This window comes from Spirosoma humi (genome assembly GCF_054776575.1).
Map to the genome: position 1 here is coordinate 1,217,292 of NZ_BAAHBR010000008.1, position 19,755 is coordinate 1,237,046.

Consider the following 19,755-nt stretch of genomic DNA (forward strand, 5'->3'; position numbering starts at 1 on the left):
ATGGGTGTTTTCAGGGGCCATAGCTTTTCCGGTCGGATATGGTTATGAGACGAATAAAGTAGCAGGATAGTTACAGGGGCTGTATAAACTTTTGTGTTGGAAATGCGGCAACGAAAGATGGCAAGGGTAGTAAAAAAAGCAAGGCTGAATCTTACTATATAACATGATAATGTTCTGACCCCTTGATGCTTATGCTATCCGAAAAAAAAACGGCTGTCTCGCGACGGAAATTCCTCGATCTGACAGCCAGAGGGACCCTGGCTACCACAGCCATTATCAGCGGTTTTCCAACCATCTTACCCGCTTCGGTCTTTGGGAAGAACGCACCGAGTAATCGAATTAACGTAGCGGCCATTGGCACGGGGCGCATCTCGCGCGGGCACGATATGCCGGGTGTCTGGCAGTACGATAATGCGTTGATCATGGCTGTTTGTGATCTGGATAGTAAACGCGCCGAAGCCGCTAAACAACTGGTCAATGGCGTTTATGCCAAGAAAACAGGCAAGGAGTATGACGGCGTTCGGGTGTATACCGACTATCGGGAGTTGCTGTTGAACAAAGACATTGATGCCGTCCTTGTCAGCACGCCCGACCATTGGCACGCGCCGATTGTGATTGACGCCGTACGGGCCAAAAAAGATGTATACATGCAGAAACCGGCTTCGCTCACCATCGCCGAAGGGCGTATGATGGCCGATGCCGTGAAGCAGTCGGGGCAGATTGTGCAGGTCGGGAGCCAGCAGCGTTCGTCGGAACAGTTTCGGTATGCCGCCGAATTGGTGCGGAATGGCCGGATCGGGAAGTTGAAAACGGTTCATGTGGGTCTCCCCGGCGACCCATCGGGCGACGAGGAGCCTCAAATGCCCATTCCGAAAAATCTCAACTATGACATGTGGCTCGGTACCACGCCCGAGGTATATTATACTGAGAAACGGGTGCATCCGCAGGCTGATTTCGACCGGCCGGGCTGGCTGCGTTGCGAGCAATTCGGCGCTGGAATGATTACGGGTTGGGGCGCTCACCACGTCGATTCGGCGCACTGGGCCATGGATACCGAATATACCGGCCCGGTTGAAATATGGGGTAAAGCCGATTTCCCGAAACACGGTTTGTGGGATGTACACGGTATATTCAGGACAGAAGCTATGTACGAAAACGGCGTCCATATGATTGTAAGCAATGAGATTCCCAACGGTATCCGATTTGAGGGAACGGATGGCTGGATTTTCGTATCGCGGGGCGATGCGTCCGTAACGGCCAGCGACCCGGTTGCCAAACAGAATGCCGCGAAGAAACTCGATGCCAGCGATCCGAAAATCCTGACATCGGTGATTGGTCCTAACGAAATTCATTTGACGGTCAGCAAAGAGCACCACGGCAACTGGCTGGAAAGTATCGTCAGCCGTAAAGAGCCAATTGCTCCGGCCGAAGTAGGGCACCGGTCGTGTTCGGCCTGTCTGTTGCACCACGCGGCCATGAAGCTGAACCGGAAGTTGTACTGGGACCCCAAGAAAGAACAATTCAAGAACGACCCGGAGGCCAATAAGCTCCTGTCGCGTACGCAACGGGCGCCTTACGCGATCAAACTGATGGCCTCGGCTAAGTAAGCATGAAATCTTACCCCGCCCCCAACCCGCAACGGCGGACCGCCCTAAAGGGGGCTTATTCTACAAATGAGCTAAGCCCCCTTTAGGGCGGTCCGCCGTTGCGGGTTGGGGGTATTTTTAAAGTAGATAAATTTCTATTCAATGAAGTTAGTACCTACCATTACTACCCTGTTTATGGCTGCGCTGATGGGTGCCTGTCAGTCTTCCGAAAAAAGTGAAAAGGATAAGGCTGCTATCCGGCTGATTACCCTCGACCCCGGCCATTTTCATGCGGCCCTGGTGCAGAAAACCATGTATGATGGTGTCGATTCGACGGTGCATGTGTACGCACCCGATAGCCGTAGCGACCGGTCCGCCGGTGCGGGACCGTCCGATTTACAACTGCATCTCGATAAAATAGAGGGCTACAACACCCGCGCCGACAATCCGACCCACTGGAAAGAAGAGGTATATACAGGTGCCGATTTTCTGGACAAGATGATTGCCGACCGGGCTGGCAATGTGGTCGTAATGGCGGGCAACAACCGGCTGAAAACTGACTATATCCAGAAAACGGTTAATGCCGGTTTCAACGTGCTGGCCGATAAGCCGATGGTTATCAGTGCCTCAAACTTCGATAAGCTGAAAGAGTCGTTCGCTACCGCCGAAAAGAACAAGGTGCTCCTTTATGACATCATGACCGAGCGGTACGAAATCTCGACCATGCTGCAACGGGCTTTTTCGCAACAACCTGGCGTTTTTGGTACACTCGAAAAAGGTACGCCCGACAAACCCGCTGTGACCAAAGAGAGCGTTCACCATTTCTATAAAAACGTGTCGGGGAGCATCCTGACTCGCCCGGCCTGGTTTATGGACGTGGCTCAGCAGGGCGAAGGAATTGTGGATGTAACCACGCACCTGGTCGATCTGGTGCAGTGGGAATGCTTCCCCGAGCAGGTTATCGACTACCAGAAGGACATTCATCTGACGTCGGCCCGGCGGTGGACTACCGATATGAATCTTGGCCAGTTCAAAGCCATCACGAAGCAGAATGCCTTTCCGGATTACCTCAAAAAAGACGTGGTTAAGGACAGTGTTTTGCGGGTATACAGCAACGGCGAAATCAACTACCAGCTTCGGGGTGTTCACGCCAAAGTGTCTGTTACCTGGGCTTATAAGGCACCGGAAGGCGCGGGCGATACGCACTATTCCATTATGCGCGGAACGAAGGCGAACCTGATCATTCGCCAGGGGGCCGAGCAGCAATATAAGCCAACCTTATACATCGAGCCCGTTGCGGGTAGTCAGGATATGGATGCTGCCCTGAAAGCCGCTTTGCCCAACATTCAGCGGGAGTTTCCGGGGGTGGAGGTAAAGAAGATCGCGTCGGGATGGGAAGTCGTTATTCCTGAAAAATACAAAGAAGGCCACGAAGCGCACTTCGGCCGGGTCGCTCAGAAATACATCGACTACCTGAAAGCGGGCAAAATGCCCGCCTGGGAAGTGCCCAATATGATTGCCAAATACTACACCACCACACAGGCGCTGGAGCTGGCGAAGAAGAAATAATTCTCAATGATTGACTGATAGAATGAGTGAATGGATCAGTAACCCTTTCCAGAAAAAGCCATCCTTATTTATTCACTCATTCTATTAGTCAATCACTCACTCATTGACCATGAACGCACCACAAGCGGCCAATCGGCGCAATTTTATTAAAGAAACGATTGCCACAGCCGCAGGGCTGGTTGTATTGCCTTCGCTTCCTATCGACGCGGTAGGAGCTCCGGCCATTCTGCGGCCGGGTTCGTTGGGTAATGATTCAATACCCATAGGGGCTTCCCGGATTCGGTTTGCGGTGATTGGCATCAATCATGGACACATTAACTCGCAGGTCGATGCTGTTATTCGGGGTGGGGGCGAATTCGTTTCGTTCTATGCCAAAGAGCCCGATCTGTCAGCTCCGTTCGCCAGGCGATTTCCGCAGGCGAAACAGGTAAAATCGGACAACGAGATTCTGGACGATAAGTCCATTCAGCTTGTGCTCACCTCCGGCATTCCGGCCGAACGGGCTCCGCTGGGCGTTCGGGTGATGAAAGCCGGTAAGGATTTTATGACCGACAAACCCGGTATCACTACCCTCGACCAACTGGCCGAGGTGCGCCGGGTGCAGAAAGAAACCAAGCGAATTTACTCGATCATGTACAGCGAGCGGCTCGAAAACCGGGCGACCGTGAAGGCCGGTGAGTTGGTGAAGTCAGGTGCGATCGGCAATGTGATTCAGACGATTGGGCTTGGTCCACACCGAATGACGCCTAAATCCCGCCCGGACTGGTTCTTCGATAAGAAACAGTTTGGCGGTATCATCTGCGACATTGGCTCCCACCAGTTCGATCAGTTTCTGTTCTTCACCGGTTCCAAGAAAGCGGATATCGTCGCTTCACAGGTGGGGAATGTTCACTATCCGCAGTATCCGAAATTCGAGGATTTTGGGGATGTCATGCTTCGGGGTGATGGCGGTATGGGCTACATCCGCGTCGACTGGTTTACGCCGGATGGACTCAAAAGCTGGGGCGACGGCCGCCTGACCATTCTGGGTACGGATGGCTTTATTGAGATACGAAAAAATATCGATCCCGGCGGACGGGAAGGCGGTAACCACCTATTCATCACCGATAATAAAGAAACGCGCTATATCGATTGCACTAAAGAGCCGCTGCCCTACGGTGAGCAACTCGTTAACGACGTCATCAACCGAACCGAAACGGCCATGTCGCAGGAGCACTGTTTCCTGGCCACGGAACTGGCACTGAAAGCACAAAAGCAGGCGCAGGAGGTTAATTTGAAGAAGTAAAAGAACCACCCCCAACCCCCTCCTTGAAAAAAGGAGGGTGCTATGCCGAGGGAAACCTTTCTTAGAATAGGGTGGTCTGGCATAATCCCTTTGGCTGTCCCCGAATTCGTGTGGCCATCACAGGCGTCAAGTTTAGCTGTCGTGTGGTCAGCCGGTTCGCCGATGCGATTCTTAAAACTGACCAGCGAGGTTTCTCAAAACCTCGTCACGATAATAGTCTATCCGATAGGTTTTAAGAAACCTATCGTGTCAGTTTCTTAAAACTGACAGCACAACAACAGCCAATCTTCTCCTTGGTCTGTGAGGACACAGCACAAGGAGTCGTAAACGTTACCGCCTTACAAATTGAATGGCGCAACCGCCCCCTTTGGCCAAGTGCAGAGATAGGTTGGTTTTCGCGGTCACCGCTTTCTTTTCAATGACATAGGCTTCGGGGTTTGTTTTCCAGTCTGCATTGAGGGCGTCCCGTTAAATGACCGCATCGTAGGTTTTGCCGGGTTCCAGAAAAGATAGATTTAAGGGCAAGTCGCGGCTGTTTTCGTCGGTGATGGCCCCCAGATACCAGGTAGCCGTTCCCTTTTTTTTACGGGCGATCATGACATAATCCGCGGGTTCAGCGGCCAGTATTTTTGTGTCGTCCCAATCGACGGGTACATCCCGAATGAACTGAAATGCATCCAGGTGTCGCTCGTAATTTTCGGGTAAATCGGCGGCCATTTGCAGGGGGCTGTAGAGTGTGATGTAGAGCGCCAGTTGCTTGGCCAGCGTTGTGCGAACGACCGTAGTACGGGTGCTGTCGAATTGGTTTAATTTGAACCGGAACAGACCGGGGGTGAAATCCATCGGGCCGCCCAGCATGCGGGTAAACGGCAGAATGGTCGTGTGTTCGGGCGTAATTCCCAGCGTGGGCGCATTGTTAAATTCGCTGCCCCGGGCGGCTTCACTCGCCATCCAGTTCGGATAGGTACGGTGCAGACCGGTTGGGTGCGCCGACTCGTGCGAATCGACCATAATCTTGTACTGAGCAGCTTTCTGGGCCACCCGCTGGTAGTGATTAACCATCCATTGGCCGTCGTGGTGTTCGCCACGGGGAATGATCCGGCCAACGTAACCCGTCTTCACGGTATTGATGCCCTCTTTCACCATGTATTGAAACGCAGCATCCATCCGGCGTTCGTAATTGGTAACGGAGCCCGACGTTTCGTGGTGCATGATCAGGCGAACGCCTTTCTGCTGCGCGTAAGCCGTTAACGAGTCGATGTTGTAATCAGGGTAGGGCGTAACGAAATCAAAAACGTCTTCTTTCCAGTTGCCGAACCAGTCTTCCCAACCCACATTCCAGCCTTCGACAAGTACGCCCTGAAAGCCATATTTGGCGGCAAAGTCGATGTATTTCTTGACGTTTTGTGTATTGGCCCCGTGTTTGCCTTCGGCCTTTGCCCAGTTGGCTTTGCCGATGTGCATTTCCCACCACATACCCACAAATTTTTGGGGCTTTATCCAGGATGGGTCGGTAATGGTGGAGGGCTCGTTCAGATTCAGAATGAGTTTGGACGCCAGTATATCGGTGGCTTTGTCGCTGATGATGAGGGTACGCCAGGGCGTCTGGGCCGGTGTTTGGAGGTACGCTTTGTTACCCACCGCATCCGGCACCAGTTGTGAGGTCAGCGTTAGGCTTTTCCTGTCCAGTTGGAGGTGCATGACCGGGTAGTTAAGCAAAGCTGCTTCGTACAAGCTGATATACAGTCCATCATTGGTTTTAAACAACAAAGGCGTTTGCACGGCGTTTGGGCCGATTACCGACTTAAGGGCAATGTCTTTTTCTTTGTCGGCGGCTGCAATGGGATCGACTTCTGATAGTCTGGTCTTGTTGTAGAAATACTCGTTCGAGTCATAATCGCCCGGCATCCAGAACGTCTGGTGATCGGCTGCCAGTTTAAACTGGGTTTGTTCATCATCAACCACAAAATGGGTCAGCCTGGGTTGTTGGGGAAACTCATACCGAAAACCAACGCCATCATCGAACACGCGAAAGCGTATCCGCAGGTTGATACCCGATCCGGATTTATCTTGTAAATTGACAATGAGCTCTTTATACTGATTGCGGATCTGACTGACTTCACCCCAAACGGGCTTCCAGGTTTCATCCGTCTGATGAGTCAACGCGGGTGAGTGTAAAGCGGGTTAGGGATACGGCAGGTTTACTTAGAACAAAGCCCAGTCCCGACGGTTCAATTACCGATTTACCTTTGTAGCGAACCTGATACGTAACCTCACCCGTTGGCGTGTTCTGTGCCGTCAGAACAAGGGAGCGGTTTGGCGAGCTTATCGTGACAGACTGCTGGGCAAGACTATTGACCCCGCTACAGCCGAGCAAAAGAACGAGCAGACGTTTCTTCGTGAGAAAAGGCATGGAAAAGTAGATTAGGTTCGTAGTCAGATGACGCGTGTTTTCAGAGCGGGCTGGTGCTTATCCTGAATCAAATGTAATATTGTCCCGTAATTCTTGTACGCCTTGGCTGCTACCATTTTACTTATCGACGACGAAGCTCGGCTTCGTCAGCTTCTGGCCCGGATTCTCCAACTCGAAGGCTATGTTGTGCTGGAGGCCGAAAATGCCCGCGCCGGACTGAAAGTCCTTGAGCGCGAAGATGTTCAGTTGGTGATCAGCGACGTAAAGCTGCCCGACAAAAATGGTATCGAACTATCGACCCAGATCAAAGAATTATACCCGGCTACCGAGGTGATTGTCCTGACGGCCTACGGTACGATTTCGGATGGGGTAAAGGCGATCAAAAACGGCGCGTTCGACTACATCACCAAAGGCGACGACAATGACCGGATTATTCCATTGGTGAGCCGGGCCGTCGAGAAAGCTAACCTGCAGTTCAGAATTAAGCAGCTTGAGCAGCAGGTAGGTCAACGCTACGGTTTTGAGCGCATTATTGGCCGTTCGAAACCCATTCAGCAAGCCATTGACCTGGCCCGGAAAGTAGCCGTAACCGATACTACTGTGCTCCTGACGGGCGAAACGGGTACGGGCAAAGAGGTGTTTGCCCAGGCCATTCACCAGGCGAGCCTCCGCCGGGTCGGGCCTTTCGTGGCGATCAACTGCGGAGCGTTGGGGAAAGACATTCTGGAAAGTGAACTGTTTGGCCATCGGAGCGGAGCTTTTACCGGCGCTAACCGCGACCAGAAAGGCCTGTTCGCCGAAGCGAATAAGGGCACAATATTTCTGGATGAAATTGGCGAAATGCCCCTTGATTTACAGGCAAAACTATTGCGCGTGCTCGAAACCCACGAGTTTTTGCGGGTGGGCGATACTAAGCCTACCAAAACCGATGTGCGGGTGATTGCCGCCACGAACCGGGGGCTGGAAACCGAAGCCAATGTCGGCCGTTTTCGGCTGGATTTATATTACCGTCTTTCCGTTTTTCAGATCGAGTTACCACCCCTGCGCAGCCGACGCGATGATATTTCGGATCTGGCGAATCAATTTGCCCGGCAGGAAGCCGCCAAAATTGGCAAACGCGATGTTCGGCTCAACCCGATATTTATTCAGAAATTACAAAGTCATGGCTGGAAGGGCAATATCCGGGAGCTGAAAAACGTGATCGAGCGGGCGGTTATCCTGGCCGATTTGCCCGGTCAGGGACCTGTTGAACTGACCCCCGATCTGCTGCCCTACGAGATGCAGGAACGTATCGTGTCGAGTGACCCTTTATCCCTGGATTTAGCAACTGTCGAACAGCAGCACATCCGGCGGGTACTGCGTCAGACAAATGGTAACAAAACAGAAACTGCCCGACTGCTGGGCATCGGTCTAACGACGCTCTATCGAAAACTTCAGGAAGCAGGCCTTGGTGATCAGGAGTAGCTGCTGGCTATTTTGTTAAAACTTAGCCGTGTTTATCCATTATTTACGACTCGAGATTAAAATTCTTCAGCGATACATCTGGCCAATTAATGTCCGCCAGGCCACCCTAATTAGATGTCCCTAGTAAATATATTGCCTCTTTAATATATTTAATTATATTTTTCTAATATAAAAACCTATTTAAGTAATTTTTTAGGCCTGAGATTTAAAATTTTTCTAATATTTTTAATTTCCTTCTCACTTCATTTTAATGTCGTAGCACTTGTTTTGTGTCAAAGCAATACGGACAAACGCTATGCAACGCCAGAATATCCCCTCAATCTTATTTTGCGGCTTCAGGCCGGTTCTGGCTTTCTCTGCGGTGCGTCAGCTTCCACGTGCTAAACAGGCTAATCGACAGAAAGACAGTCATAGCGAAGCCGCCACTTGATGCATCACCGCGCAAGGTCGTTCCAGGATCACGGATCGTTTTAATCCAGCATCCTCCAACCATACAATACCCTTTTTCGAGTCTTCCTTTATTAATTGTCAAACCAGTGTCGTGCCAAAATAAGATTGTTATGAAACGAATTGCCTCGCTCATGCTGATGAGCTTTTGCACCTTATTATTCTATGCAAGCTGCTCCCATAAGGAAGAAGAGAAAAAAGAGGAAATCAGTTATTCGGTGAGTAGTCCTTTGCTCACGGATACGACGATCACGAATCAATATGTCAGTCAGATTCGGTCCATTCAACACATTGAGCTAAGGGCGCTGGAAAAGGGGTATTTGCAGAAGATCTTTGTGGACGAAGGACAGTCCGTTAAAAAGGGGCAACTCATGTTCCAGATTCTGCCGATTCAGTACCAGGCTGAACTGCAAAAAGCCGAGGCCGAAGCCAATTTCGTTGATGTTGAATTCAAAAATACGAAAGCGCTGGCCGACAGCAACATCGTCTCGAAAACCGAACTGGCGCTGGCTAAAGCCAAACTTGACAAGGCGAAGGCGGAAGTGTCGCTGGCCAAAGTACACCTGGGCTTCACGGAAGTCAGAGCGCCTTTCGATGGCATTATGGACCACTTTCAGGTGCGGTTAGGAAGCCTGGTGAACGAAGGTGACTTGCTGACTACGCTCTCTGATAACAGCAAAATGTGGGTGTATTTCAATGTGCCGGAAGCAGAATACCTGAACTTCAAGACCCACGCGCAGCAGGAAAACCTGAACAGCGTGAACTTACTGATGGCCAATCAGCAGATGTATAAATACCCCGGCGTGGTGCAAACGATCGAAGCCGACTTCAACAACGAGACGGGGAACATCGCTTTCCGGGCCACCTTCCCCAATCCGAACGGGCTGTTACGGCACGGTGAAACCGGCAATATCCAGATGACCCTGCCCCTTAAAAATGCCCTGATCATCCCGCAGAAAGCCACTTACGAAGTGCTGGAGAAGAAGTATGTGTATGTGATCGACAAGGATAGCAAAGTTCGGTCGCGGGAGATCACGGTAGGGGCCGAGATGCCCCACATCTTCGTTGTTACGTCGGGTCTTAATAAAGATGATAAGATTCTGCTGGAAGGCTTACGCCAGGTAAAAGAGAACGAGAAGATAAAATACAAATTCGTGCAGCCAGCTTCGGTTATCTCGAATTTGGGCTTGTACGCCGAGTAATTAAATCGTCTAAAAAACAGGAGATATGTTCACTCAATTCATCCGTAGACCGGTATTAGCTATTGTGATATCCATCATGATAGTCTTTATTGGCGTACTGGCAATTAAGCAGTTACCGATTTCGCAATTTCCCGATATTGCACCAACCACCGTCAACATATTTATCGATTACCCTGGATCCAGTGCCGACGTTCTGGTTAAATCTACGCTGATTACGCTCGAACAGGCCATCAACGGGGTTCAGGATATGCGTTACATTGCTACCGATGCCACCAGCGCCGGTGAAGCGACCCTCCGGATTATTTTTGAACCGGGAACGGACCCGAACGACGCCGTTATCCGGGTGAAAACAAGGGTCGATCAGGTGATGCCCCTTTTGCCTGAACTGGTTCAGCGCGAAGGGGTTATCATTACCCCAATCCAGCCCAGTATGTTGATGTACGTCAACCTCTACGCTAAAGAGAAAGGGATTGACGAGAAGTTTCTGTTCAACTACGCTACGGTGAAAATGATCCCCGAAATCCAACGGACGAAAGGGGTAGCCAGAGCGCAGATTCTGGGTAGCCGTCGTTATGCGATGCGGGTTTGGCTGAATCCTGACCGCATGCGGGCGTACAACATTTCCGTTGAGGAAGTCATGAAAGCGATGGGCGAACAGAGCATCATCGGACGTCCGGGCCGACTTGGTCAAAGCTCCGGTATTGCGGCCCAGTCGCTGGAATACGTATTGACGTATAAGGGACGGTATAGCGACCCCAAAGAGTACGAAGGAATTATTATCCGGGCCAACGCACAGGGCGAAAGCATCCACTTGCGGGATATTGGCCGGGTTGAGCTGGGTAGCGAATTCGTAAACATCTATTCCAATCTGGATGGGCATCCATCAGCTGCCATCGTCTTGCGTCAGAACTACGGTAGTAACGCCAGCGATGTGATCGAGCAGGTGAAGCAGAAACTCGAAGTGATGAAAGAATCCTTCCCGCCGGGCGTGGATTACAAAATCAGCTACGACGTTTCGAACTTCCTGGACGCGTCGATTGAGCAAGTAATTGACACCCTGCGGGATGCGTTCATTCTGGTGGCCTTCGTGGTGTTCATCTTCCTGGGCGACTGGCGGTCTACGCTGATTCCGATTCTGGCGGTGCCGGTATCGCTGATCGGGGCCTTCTTCGTGATTCAGGCGTTTGGCCTTTCCATCAACCTGATTACCCTCTTCGCGCTGGTACTGGCCATCGGTATTGTGGTCGATGATGCCATCGTGGTCGTGGAAGCGGTGCACGCCAAGATGGAGGAAAAACCGTATCTAACTCCCTTTGGGGCCGTCAGGCAGGTGCTTGGTGAAATTAGTGGCGCCATCATCGCCATTACGCTGGTGATGGTATCGGTATTCCTGCCGATCTCGTTTATGACCGGGCCGGTGGGTACGTTCTATCGTCAGTTCTCGATTACCATGGCCAGTTCCATTGTAATCTCGGCGTTGATCGCCCTGACGCTGACGCCCGTGTTGTGCGCCATGCTGCTGAAAAATCACCACGGGCACGAGAAGAAGAAAAATATTATGACCCGCGTGCTTGACCGGTTCAACCGGGGCTTCGATAAGATGACGGGTCGCTATGTGGGCCTGCTGCGGCTGATCGTGAACCGGCGAGTCGTGACAATTCTTGTACTGGCCGTTTTCTGTCTGGGAATTGCCTATGAGAATGAGATTCTCCCCGCTGGCTTTATCCCGAACGAAGATCAGAGCACGATTTACGCCATTATCCAGACCCCTCCGGGTACTACGCTGGAAAAAACAAACCAGGTTTCGCAGTCACTTCAGAAAATTTGTGAAGAGGTGCCGGGCATTGAGTCGGTGTCGTCACTGGCTGGTTACGAGATCATGACAGAAGGCCGGGGTTCGAACGCGGGTACCTGTCTGATCAACCTCAAACCCTGGGGCGATCGCGACAAGAACGTGAAGGAAATCATGGAAGAACTGGAAGGGAAAACCAGAAACCTTGGCGCGACCATCGAGTTCTTCGAACCACCCGCTATCCCTGGTTTCGGTACATCAGGCGGTTTCTCCATGCGTCTGCTGGATAAAAACACTGAAACAGATTACCATGAGTTCGACGTGGTAAACAAAAAATTCATGGAAGATCTGGGCAAGCGCAAAGAGCTTCAGGGCTTGTTTACCTTCTTTGCCGCCAACTATCCCCAGTATGAACTGGAAATCGATAACAACCTGGCCATGCAGAAGGGCGTATCGATCGGGAAAGCGATGGATAACCTCAACATCATGATCGGTAGTACCTACGAACAAGGGTTTATTAAGTTCAACCAGTTCTTCAAGGTATACGTACAGTCCGATCCCGCCTACCGACGCCTGCCATCGGACATCCTGAAGCTCTTCGTTAAGAACGATGCGGGTGAAATGGTGCCTTACTCGGCGTTCATGAAGCTGAAAAAAGGACAGGGTCCGAACGAGATTACCCGATTCAACCTGTACAACTCGGCGGCTATTCAGGGGCAGCCCGCCAAAGGCTATACTACGGCCGATGCCATTGCCGCCATCCGGGAAGTAGCCGCCAAAACGTTGCCGAAAGGCTATGACATTGCCTTCGAAGGGCTGTCGTACGATGAGTCGATGCGGGGTAACGAGACCCTGATCGTCTTCCTGATCGTGGTATCGTTCGTTTACCTGGTTTTGGCCGCTCAATACGAAAGCTTCATTATTCCGCTGGCGGTACTGACCTCGCTGCCGGTTGGTATATTCGGATCGTTCTTCCTGCTGAAAGCGATGGGGCTGGAAAACAACATTTACGCGCAGATCGGCCTGATCATGCTGGTGGGTCTGCTGGGTAAAAACGCCGTACTGATCGTGGAGTTTGCCGTGCAGAAACGACAGCAGGGTGATACCATTCTCGATGCGGCCATTGAAGGAGCCAAAGTTCGTTTCCGCCCGATTCTGATGACCTCGTTCGCCTTCGTGGCGGGTCTGATTCCGCTTATCATTGCCAAAGGTGCCGGTGCCATCGGTAACCGTACCATCGGTGCTTCGGCCATGGGTGGCATGTTGTTCGGGACTTTCTTCGGAGTCATTGTTATCCCCGGTCTGTACTACATATTCGCGAGCATGGCCGATGGCCGGAAGATGATCAGAGATGAGGAAGAGGGCTCATTAACCGAAAACCTGGTTCATTCAGTAGATGCATTTCCACAACACGAAGAAAGTGAAGTCAATGAGAAATAAACGAATAGTCAGTTGGTTAGGGGTAGCGTCTTTTGCGCTGATCAATGCTGCCTGTACTGTACCACGCCTGGTTCAGAAAACAGAAAACAAATCCGTTCCTGCGAGTTATTACGGCTCGCAGGACACAACAAACACGGGTACGAATCGGTGGCGGGATTTCTTTGCCGATCCTTACCTGGCGGCTCTGATTGATTCGGCATTGTACAATAACCAGGAGCTGAACGTTACGCTGCAGGAAATCCAGATTGCCAACAACGAAGTATTCGCCCGCAGCGGGGCCTATCGGCCCTTCGTTGGCCTGGGTGGTGGAGCCGGAGTCGATAAAGTGCCCCGCTACACCAGTCAGGGGGCAGCCGATGCCGCTACTGAAATACGGCCGGGGGTAGAAACCCCCGAGGTATTGCCGAATCTGTACTTCGGTGCGACGGCCAGTTGGGAAGTGGATATCTGGCGCAAACTGCGGAACGCTAAAAAGTCAGCCGTTGCCACTTACCTGGGTTCTGTAGAAGGGAAAAATTTCCAGGTAACGAACCTGGTCGCCGAAATCTCCAACTCCTATTACGAGCTGCTGGCCCTCGATACCCAACTGGACATTATCCAGCGCAACCTGGTCATTCTTAACAATGCCCTGAATATCACGAAGCAGGAAAAAGAAGCGGCCAAGGTAACCGAACTGGCGGTACGTCGGTTCGAGGCTGAGGTATTCAAAACGCAGAGCCTTCAGTACGAAATTCAGCAGAAGATTGTCGAAACAGAAAACCATATCAATTTTCTGGCGGGGCGTTACCCACAGCATATCCAGCGGAATTCGCAGAGTTTCAGTGACATGGTGTTGCCGACAATCCAGTCCGGTGTTCCATCGCAGCTGTTAGCCAACCGACCCGACATCAAACAGGCCGAATGGAATCTGGAAGCGGCCAAGCTCGACGTAACGGTGGCCAAAGCAAACTTCTATCCTTCGCTGAACCTGCGGGCATTCTTCGGGGTGATGGCCTACAATCCATTGTATATCCTGTCGACTCCCCAATCGATCATCGCATCGCTGGCGGGTGATCTGGTTGGTCCCATCGTCAATAAAAATTCCATTACGGCCACCTATAAGAGCGCTAATGCCAAGCAAATTCAGACCGTTTATAACTACCAGAAAACGGTGCTGAACGCCTACATTGAGGTGGCTAACCAGCTATCGAACATTAACAACCTGGGCAAAAAGTACGACACGAAAAATAGCCAGGTGCAGGCACTTACCCAGTCGACCAACATATCGCTCAAGTTGTTCACCTCTGCCAGAGCCGATTATATGGAAGTGCTGCTGACCCAGCGTGACGTACTGGAAGCCAGAATGGAACTTATCGAAACCAGAATGCAGCAAATGCATGCGCTGATAAACACGTACCGGGCGCTGGGTGGCGGCTGGAGATAAGCCGAACCGGCTGGTATTACTTAATTTTTAGGTTGCCTGACGACTCCCCGTTGCCGTGAAAACACCGCGACGGGGAGTTTTTTTGTAAGGTCTTTCAGCTACTGCTCAACAGATTCGTGGCATAGCCCCATTCGGTTGATTGGCTTCAGTTTTATGACCAGGAAATTATACATCAACTAAGCCGAAACAACCGGATAGCCGCGTAGTTTTGAAGACAACTAATTATACACTATCGACAATTCATGTCTACCCCACATTCTTCGCTGAATAAAGTCTCGGCTCAGGGGCTCCTGGTCGCTATCGGGATCGTCTTCGGCGACATTGGCACATCACCCCTGTATACACTGGCAGCGGTCATGCGCGGCAAAGAGCTAAGCGAAACACTGGTCATTGGTACGCTGTCCTGCGTGATCTGGACACTGACCCTGCAAACGACCATTAAGTACGTCATCATTACGCTGCGGGCCGACAACAAGGGCGAAGGGGGCATCTTCTCGCTTTACACGCTCGTTCGGCGGTTTACCGGCCGATGGCTGATGTATCCGGCCGTTATTGGCGGCTCATTTCTGCTGGCCGACGGGCTCATTACACCCCCTATTTCGGTGTCGTCGGCTATCGAAGGCTTGCTCATTTTTTACCCCCAACTCGACACCGTTCCCATCGTCATTGCCATTCTGGTGGCGCTGTTTGTCAGTCAGCAATTTGGCACGCAGCTCCTGGGCAAACTCTTTGGGCCAATTATGCTGATCTGGTTTACGTTTATTGGCGCTATTGGCTTTTGGGCACTCTGGGGCCATTTGCCGGTGCTGAAAGCCCTGAATCCAGTCTGGGCGTTTCGACTGCTGGCCGAATATCCGGGTGGATTCTGGTTACTGGGGGGCGTCTTTCTCTGTACAACCGGAGCTGAAGCGCTCTACTCTGATATGGGCCATTGTGGGCGGGGAAACATCCGGGTTAGCTGGGGTTACGTGAAACTAACGCTTCTATTGTCCTATGCCGGGCAGTCGGCCTGGATGATGCAGCACCTCGGCCAGCGGATGGGTGAAACCAGCCCTTTCTATTCTATCGTTCCGGCCCCGCTGGTGGTATTCAGCATCATACTGGCGACGCTGGCCACCATCATTGCCTCGCAGGCGCTCATCAGTGGTTCGTTTACGCTCGTGGGCGAAGCCATGCGGCTGAACTTATGGCCCCGGCAACTCGTCGTGTATCCATCCGACTTTCGTGGACAGCCCTATGTGCCGTTCGTCAACTGGGGCCTAATGGTTGGTTGTATCCTGATGGTGCTGCACTTCCGTGAGTCGGCCAATATGGAAGCGGCTTTCGGGCTGGCCGTTACCCTGACCATGCTCATGAGTACGGTTCTGATGAGCGCCTATCTGCGCGTCAAACGGGTAAATACGCTGTTAGTCATTGCCATTACGGGCCTGTTCCTGACGGTAGAAAGCACATTTTTGGCTGCGAACCTGGTGAAATTTGAAGAAGGTGGCTGGATCTCCGTAACGATGGGGCTCATACTAATGGGCATGATGATTTTCTGGCAACGGGGAGAGTCCATCAAGGCGCAGCTCATTCACTACGATTCCCTGCCCGACAATTTGCCGCTGCTCAAACAATTGAGTAACGACAACGAAATACCCAAATTTGCCACGCACCTAGTGTACCTGACCACCGCCGAAGATACCCGGGAAATTGAGTCAGAAACATTGTATTCCATTCTGAACCGGGCTCCCAAGCGCGCTGATATCTACTGGTTTCTTCACCTGTGCGTTGAAGATGAGCCTTATGTGATGCGCTATAAGGTGGATACGCTGGCTCACGAAGATGTTTATTTCATCACGTTCTACCTGGGTTTCCGGGTGCAGCCCCGCTTGAATCTGCTGTTTCGGATGGTGGTAGAAGACATGGTTAAAAACAAGGAAGTAACCATCGAGAGCCGCTATCAGTCGCTGAACGTGCACCGCGTACCGGGCGATTTCCGATTTGTCCTGTTCCGGTCATTTCTGTCCTACGAGAACGACCTGCCTCTTATGTCGCAGATCATCATGAAAGGCTACCTTATACTGAAACGAATAGCACTCCCGGCTCAGGCGGCTTACGGGTTGGATACCAGTAACGTGGTGGTTGAAGACGTACCTTTGGTTCTGACGCGGCCTGCCAACCTCCGGTTGACACGAATAAAATCCAAATCACACCCGTCCGAAGCTTAGGCCGACGGCCTATAACCGCCTACACGCCGGTAATAGACCCTATCAAAGTGAAAAGCCGACCCTACCAAAATGGTAGGGTCGGCTTTTTTTATGGCTACGGGTGTAACTGATGTGTTTGGTTATTTTTCTGATAATCAGATAGTTAGTTATTATTTAATGGGTGAGTCATTTTTTGGGCCACTTCTTGGCATATCCGGATTAACTGTTTTATACTATATCCCAATCACAATGAGTACTGTCCTGCTTCTCGTCGTATCAGCGTTAGCCTGTTTCGCTCTGTTTTACAAAGCCATCGAATGGTTCGAACACATTTAAATCAATTGTGAATGATTGATTGATAGAATGATTGAATAGCTGCACGCGTCACTTAGTCAATCGCTCAATCGCTCAATCGCTCAATCATCAAACTATGCTACTAGGCTTATTCATCATCGCGCTGCTGGTTTTCGCATACATGCTATATGTACTGATCAAACCAGAAAAGTTTTAACCTGAACATCCCGCTCTGGGCGGGAGCAACACACATTCACATGTCAACTGAATTAACGGGTGTTGTGGCCATGTACGGATTAACCGTTCTGCTGGCCATTCCCCTGAGCAAATACATTGCCAACGTCTTTAAGCCTGCGTCCGCCAACGGACCACTTGAGCGGTTTATCTACCGGTTGGGGGGAATCGATCCCACCCGCGAAATGAGCTGGAAAGAAAACCTGGTTGCCCTGCTGACGATCAATGCTGTATGGCTGGCTTTCTCCTTTACACTGCTGGTTTTACAGGGCGTACTGCCGCTTAATCCCGACGGGAACCCATCCATGACACCCGATCTGGCGTTCAACACCGCCATTAGCTTCATGGTCAACTGCGACCTGCAACACTACTCGGGTGAGTCGGGCCTGACCTATTTGACCCAATTGCTGGTCGTCAACTTCCTGATGTTCACCTCGGCTGCCACCGGTATGGCCTCGCTGCTGCTGGTTGTCAGATCGTTCCTGCCAAAAGTTGTCGAGACGGTAGGCAACTTTTATGTATTCTTCGTTAAGTCGATTACCCGCATCCTGCTGCCAATTTCATTCGTTGTCGCTATTCTTCTGGCCTTTAACGGGACGCCGGCCAGCTTCGATGGAAAAGACAGTGTCATTACCATGCAGGGCGATACCGTCGCCGTATCGCGCGGACCGGCTGCCGGTATGATTGCCATCAAACACGTGGGTACGAATGGCGGTGGCTGGTTTGGTGCCAACTCGGCCCATCCGCTCGAAAACCCGAACTACTTCACCAACATGCTCGAAATGGTGGCGCAGGTTTTTCTGCCGATTGCCATGTTGTTTGCGTTGGGATTCCTGATCAACCGTCGTCGGTTTACGTGGGTGGTCTATGGCGTGATGACCCTGGGTGTGCTCTGCCTGCTTGTTCCGACGCTGGTAACCGAAGTACACGGCAACCCGGCCATTGCTCAATTGGGCGTTAGCCAGCCAACGGGTGCCATGGAAGGGAAAGAAGTGCGTGTTGGCCCGCTGGCTTCGGCCTACTGGAGCATTCTGACAACCGTCATTTCGACCGGGTCGGTCAACTCGATGCACGATTCGTCGATGGCCCTTTCGGGCACGATGGAGCTGCTGGGTATGATGACCAATGCCTTCTACGGCGGTTGTGGCGTCGGTTTCCTGAACTACTATTATTACCTGATCATTGCGGTCTTTATCTCAGGGCTGATGGTTGGCCGAACGCCGGAATTCTTCGGTCGGAAAGTAGAAGCTCGTGAAATCAAAATTGCCTCTGTCGTTGCGCTGTTGAGTACATTGCTGGTAAAAGGCGGGACGGCCCTGGCAGCCTGGTTTCTGGTCAATTACCCCGACATCGCCAGCTGGACGGTAAAACCGGCGGCCTGGCTGAATAACCCCGGCAACCACGGCTTCACCGAAATCCTGTACGAATTTACGTCGGCAAACGCCAACAACGGTTCCGGCTTCGAAGGACTGGGCGACAATAACTTTTTCTGGAATTACGCGACGGGTATCGTGCTGATTCTGGGCCGATTCATTCCAATCATTGGCCCGGTGGCCATTGCGGGGCTGCTGGCTCAGAAAAAATACGTACCGGAATCCTCGGGAACGCTGCCAACAGATACGGCTACCTTCGGACTAATGACTTTTGCGGTCATCATCATCATCACAGCCCTGTCGTTTTTCCCGGCGCTGGCACTTGGCCCCCTGGCGGAATACTTCAGTCTGAAATAGGAGACGATTGGGCTAGGTGTTGGGCAATAAAAGCGAGGACATCGGCTAGAGAAACTGCGGGAAATGGTTCTGGTAATTCGTCTGGTCCCGTATGACGGTGGTTTGGAAAGGTAGCGAAGTCAGGAAAGTGAGGAGTGTTATCCCAACGATAAATAGTTTGGTGAGTAGCTGTCATCCACTGATAACCAAACTTGAACTTACTTCCTTTCCGAGATTCATAAGTTACCAATCGAGAGGAGTCTTTAAAAATGAATACACAACGTTCAATGGCCTTTTCGCCAGGTCCGGTCTCCTGTTCGATTGTGTATGAGTCAATAATAGCCGCAAACTCGATGACGAGTTCATTCATGGCCGAATCTGATGCAGGTAAGTCGTATAGTCAGCTAAAAAGTCAATGGCATCATCCCAGTCATTATCGTCATTTTCCTTTTCGATAGACCCAAAAGATGATAAGGCGGCATCTGACGAATTGACTACACGTTGACGAAATTCATTAAAATCCATCCCGTATTTTTTCTGGAAGAAGTCAATACGGCTCTGGTAATAAGCAATCTTCTGTTCCAGCACATTGCGAAGCTGAATGTGCAGAAAGTCATCAGTACTACGATAACCCAAATTCTGGATGACTCGCTCAAGCGGTGATTTAGAAACAGGAGCAATCATAACGAATTACATTTTTATCAAAGA

At 51.3% G+C, this 19,755-nt stretch carries 12 protein-coding genes and 1 pseudogene; 10 read left to right on the forward strand and 3 right to left on the reverse strand.

The genetic code is table 11. From position 1 onward, the window contains the following. Positions 1 to 191: 191 nt before the first annotated feature. The 3 genes from ACYU8Y_RS13840 to ACYU8Y_RS13850 all read left to right on the forward strand — a co-directional run bounded on the left by ACYU8Y_RS13840 (position 192) and on the right by ACYU8Y_RS13850 (position 4,440). Entirely contained in the window at positions 192 to 1,607 is a 1,416-nt protein-coding gene (locus tag ACYU8Y_RS13840; RefSeq protein WP_460938130.1) for a Gfo/Idh/MocA family oxidoreductase, read from the forward strand. Between the two features lie 141 nt (positions 1,608 to 1,748). Next, positions 1,749 to 3,155, forward strand: a complete 1,407-nt coding sequence (locus ACYU8Y_RS13845; RefSeq protein WP_460938132.1) for a putative oxidoreductase C-terminal domain-containing protein — start codon at positions 1,749 to 1,751, stop codon at positions 3,153 to 3,155. 109 nt (positions 3,156 to 3,264) lie between these two features. Then, entirely contained in the window at positions 3,265 to 4,440 is a 1,176-nt protein-coding gene (locus tag ACYU8Y_RS13850; RefSeq protein WP_460938134.1) for a Gfo/Idh/MocA family protein, read from the forward strand. A gap of 330 nt (positions 4,441 to 4,770) precedes the next feature. On the opposite strand, the pseudogene ACYU8Y_RS13855 reads toward ACYU8Y_RS13850, so the two are convergent. Then, positions 4,771 to 6,853, reverse strand: a pseudogene (locus ACYU8Y_RS13855) (glycoside hydrolase family 97 protein). A 102-nt stretch (positions 6,854 to 6,955) separates the two neighbouring features. On the opposite strand from ACYU8Y_RS13855, the gene ACYU8Y_RS13860 reads away from it, so the two are divergent. The 7 genes from ACYU8Y_RS13860 to kdpA all read left to right on the forward strand — a co-directional run bounded on the left by ACYU8Y_RS13860 (position 6,956) and on the right by kdpA (position 19,068). Further along, the gene (locus tag ACYU8Y_RS13860) at positions 6,956 to 8,317 is read left to right on the forward strand and encodes a sigma-54-dependent transcriptional regulator (protein WP_460938136.1); all 1,362 of its coding nucleotides are present in this window, start codon (positions 6,956 to 6,958) and stop codon (positions 8,315 to 8,317) included. Positions 8,318 to 8,877: 560 nt separating this feature from the next. After that, the gene (locus ACYU8Y_RS13865; RefSeq protein ID WP_460938138.1) at positions 8,878 to 9,966 is read left to right on the forward strand and encodes an efflux RND transporter periplasmic adaptor subunit; all 1,089 of its coding nucleotides are present in this window, start codon (positions 8,878 to 8,880) and stop codon (positions 9,964 to 9,966) included. Positions 9,967 to 9,991: 25 nt separating this feature from the next. Beyond that, positions 9,992 to 13,198 (forward strand): efflux RND transporter permease subunit, encoded by a 3,207-nt coding sequence (locus ACYU8Y_RS13870; RefSeq protein ID WP_460938140.1) that lies wholly within the window; start codon positions 9,992 to 9,994, stop codon positions 13,196 to 13,198. Further along, positions 13,188 to 14,621, forward strand: coding sequence for a TolC family protein (locus tag ACYU8Y_RS13875; RefSeq protein ID WP_460938142.1), 1,434 nt, complete (start codon positions 13,188 to 13,190; stop codon positions 14,619 to 14,621). The genes ACYU8Y_RS13870 and ACYU8Y_RS13875 overlap by 11 nt, the downstream gene beginning before the upstream one ends. Positions 14,622 to 14,863: 242 nt before the next feature. Beyond that, positions 14,864 to 16,831, forward strand: coding sequence for a KUP/HAK/KT family potassium transporter (locus ACYU8Y_RS13880; protein WP_460938144.1), 1,968 nt, complete (start codon positions 14,864 to 14,866; stop codon positions 16,829 to 16,831). 409 nt (positions 16,832 to 17,240) lie between these two features. Further along, the gene (locus ACYU8Y_RS13885; protein ID WP_082111508.1) at positions 17,241 to 17,321 is read left to right on the forward strand and encodes a potassium-transporting ATPase subunit F; all 81 of its coding nucleotides are present in this window, start codon (positions 17,241 to 17,243) and stop codon (positions 17,319 to 17,321) included. 40 nt (positions 17,322 to 17,361) lie between these two features. Further along, the gene (gene kdpA, locus ACYU8Y_RS13890; RefSeq protein WP_460938146.1) at positions 17,362 to 19,068 is read left to right on the forward strand and encodes a potassium-transporting ATPase subunit KdpA; all 1,707 of its coding nucleotides are present in this window, start codon (positions 17,362 to 17,364) and stop codon (positions 19,066 to 19,068) included. Here kdpA and ACYU8Y_RS13895 read toward each other — a convergent pair. Both ACYU8Y_RS13895 and ACYU8Y_RS13900 read right to left on the reverse strand, forming a co-directional pair. After that, on the reverse strand, positions 19,055 to 19,417 hold the full coding sequence (locus tag ACYU8Y_RS13895) for a toxin-antitoxin system TumE family protein (RefSeq protein ID WP_460938148.1): 363 nt from the start codon (positions 19,415 to 19,417) through the stop codon (positions 19,055 to 19,057). The genes kdpA and ACYU8Y_RS13895 overlap by 14 nt on opposite strands. Beyond that, entirely contained in the window at positions 19,414 to 19,731 is a 318-nt protein-coding gene (locus tag ACYU8Y_RS13900; RefSeq protein ID WP_460938149.1) for a hypothetical protein, read from the reverse strand. The genes ACYU8Y_RS13895 and ACYU8Y_RS13900 overlap by 4 nt, the downstream gene beginning before the upstream one ends. Positions 19,732 to 19,755 lie beyond the last annotated feature (24 nt).

Excerpts from the sequence above, each read along its gene's own strand:
- ACYU8Y_RS13840 (WP_460938130.1), top strand. The coding sequence starts at position 192 with ATGCTATCCGAAAAAAAAACGGCTGTCTCGCGACGGAAATTCCTCGAT.
- ACYU8Y_RS13845 (WP_460938132.1), top strand. The coding sequence starts at position 1,749 with ATGAAGTTAGTACCTACCATTACTACCCTGTTTATGGCTGCGCTGATG.
- ACYU8Y_RS13850 (WP_460938134.1), top strand. The coding sequence starts at position 3,265 with ATGAACGCACCACAAGCGGCCAATCGGCGCAATTTTATTAAAGAAACG.
- ACYU8Y_RS13865 (WP_460938138.1), top strand. The coding sequence starts at position 8,878 with ATGAAACGAATTGCCTCGCTCATGCTGATGAGCTTTTGCACCTTATTA.
- ACYU8Y_RS13870 (WP_460938140.1), top strand. The coding sequence starts at position 9,992 with ATGTTCACTCAATTCATCCGTAGACCGGTATTAGCTATTGTGATATCC.
- ACYU8Y_RS13875 (WP_460938142.1), top strand. The coding sequence starts at position 13,188 with ATGAGAAATAAACGAATAGTCAGTTGGTTAGGGGTAGCGTCTTTTGCG.
- ACYU8Y_RS13880 (WP_460938144.1), top strand. The coding sequence starts at position 14,864 with ATGTCTACCCCACATTCTTCGCTGAATAAAGTCTCGGCTCAGGGGCTC.
- ACYU8Y_RS13885 (WP_082111508.1), top strand. The coding sequence starts at position 17,241 with ATGCTACTAGGCTTATTCATCATCGCGCTGCTGGTTTTCGCATACATG.
- kdpA (WP_460938146.1), top strand. The coding sequence starts at position 17,362 with ATGTCAACTGAATTAACGGGTGTTGTGGCCATGTACGGATTAACCGTT.
- ACYU8Y_RS13895 (WP_460938148.1), bottom strand. The coding sequence starts at position 19,417 with ATGAATGAACTCGTCATCGAGTTTGCGGCTATTATTGACTCATACACA.
- ACYU8Y_RS13900 (WP_460938149.1), bottom strand. The coding sequence starts at position 19,731 with ATGATTGCTCCTGTTTCTAAATCACCGCTTGAGCGAGTCATCCAGAAT.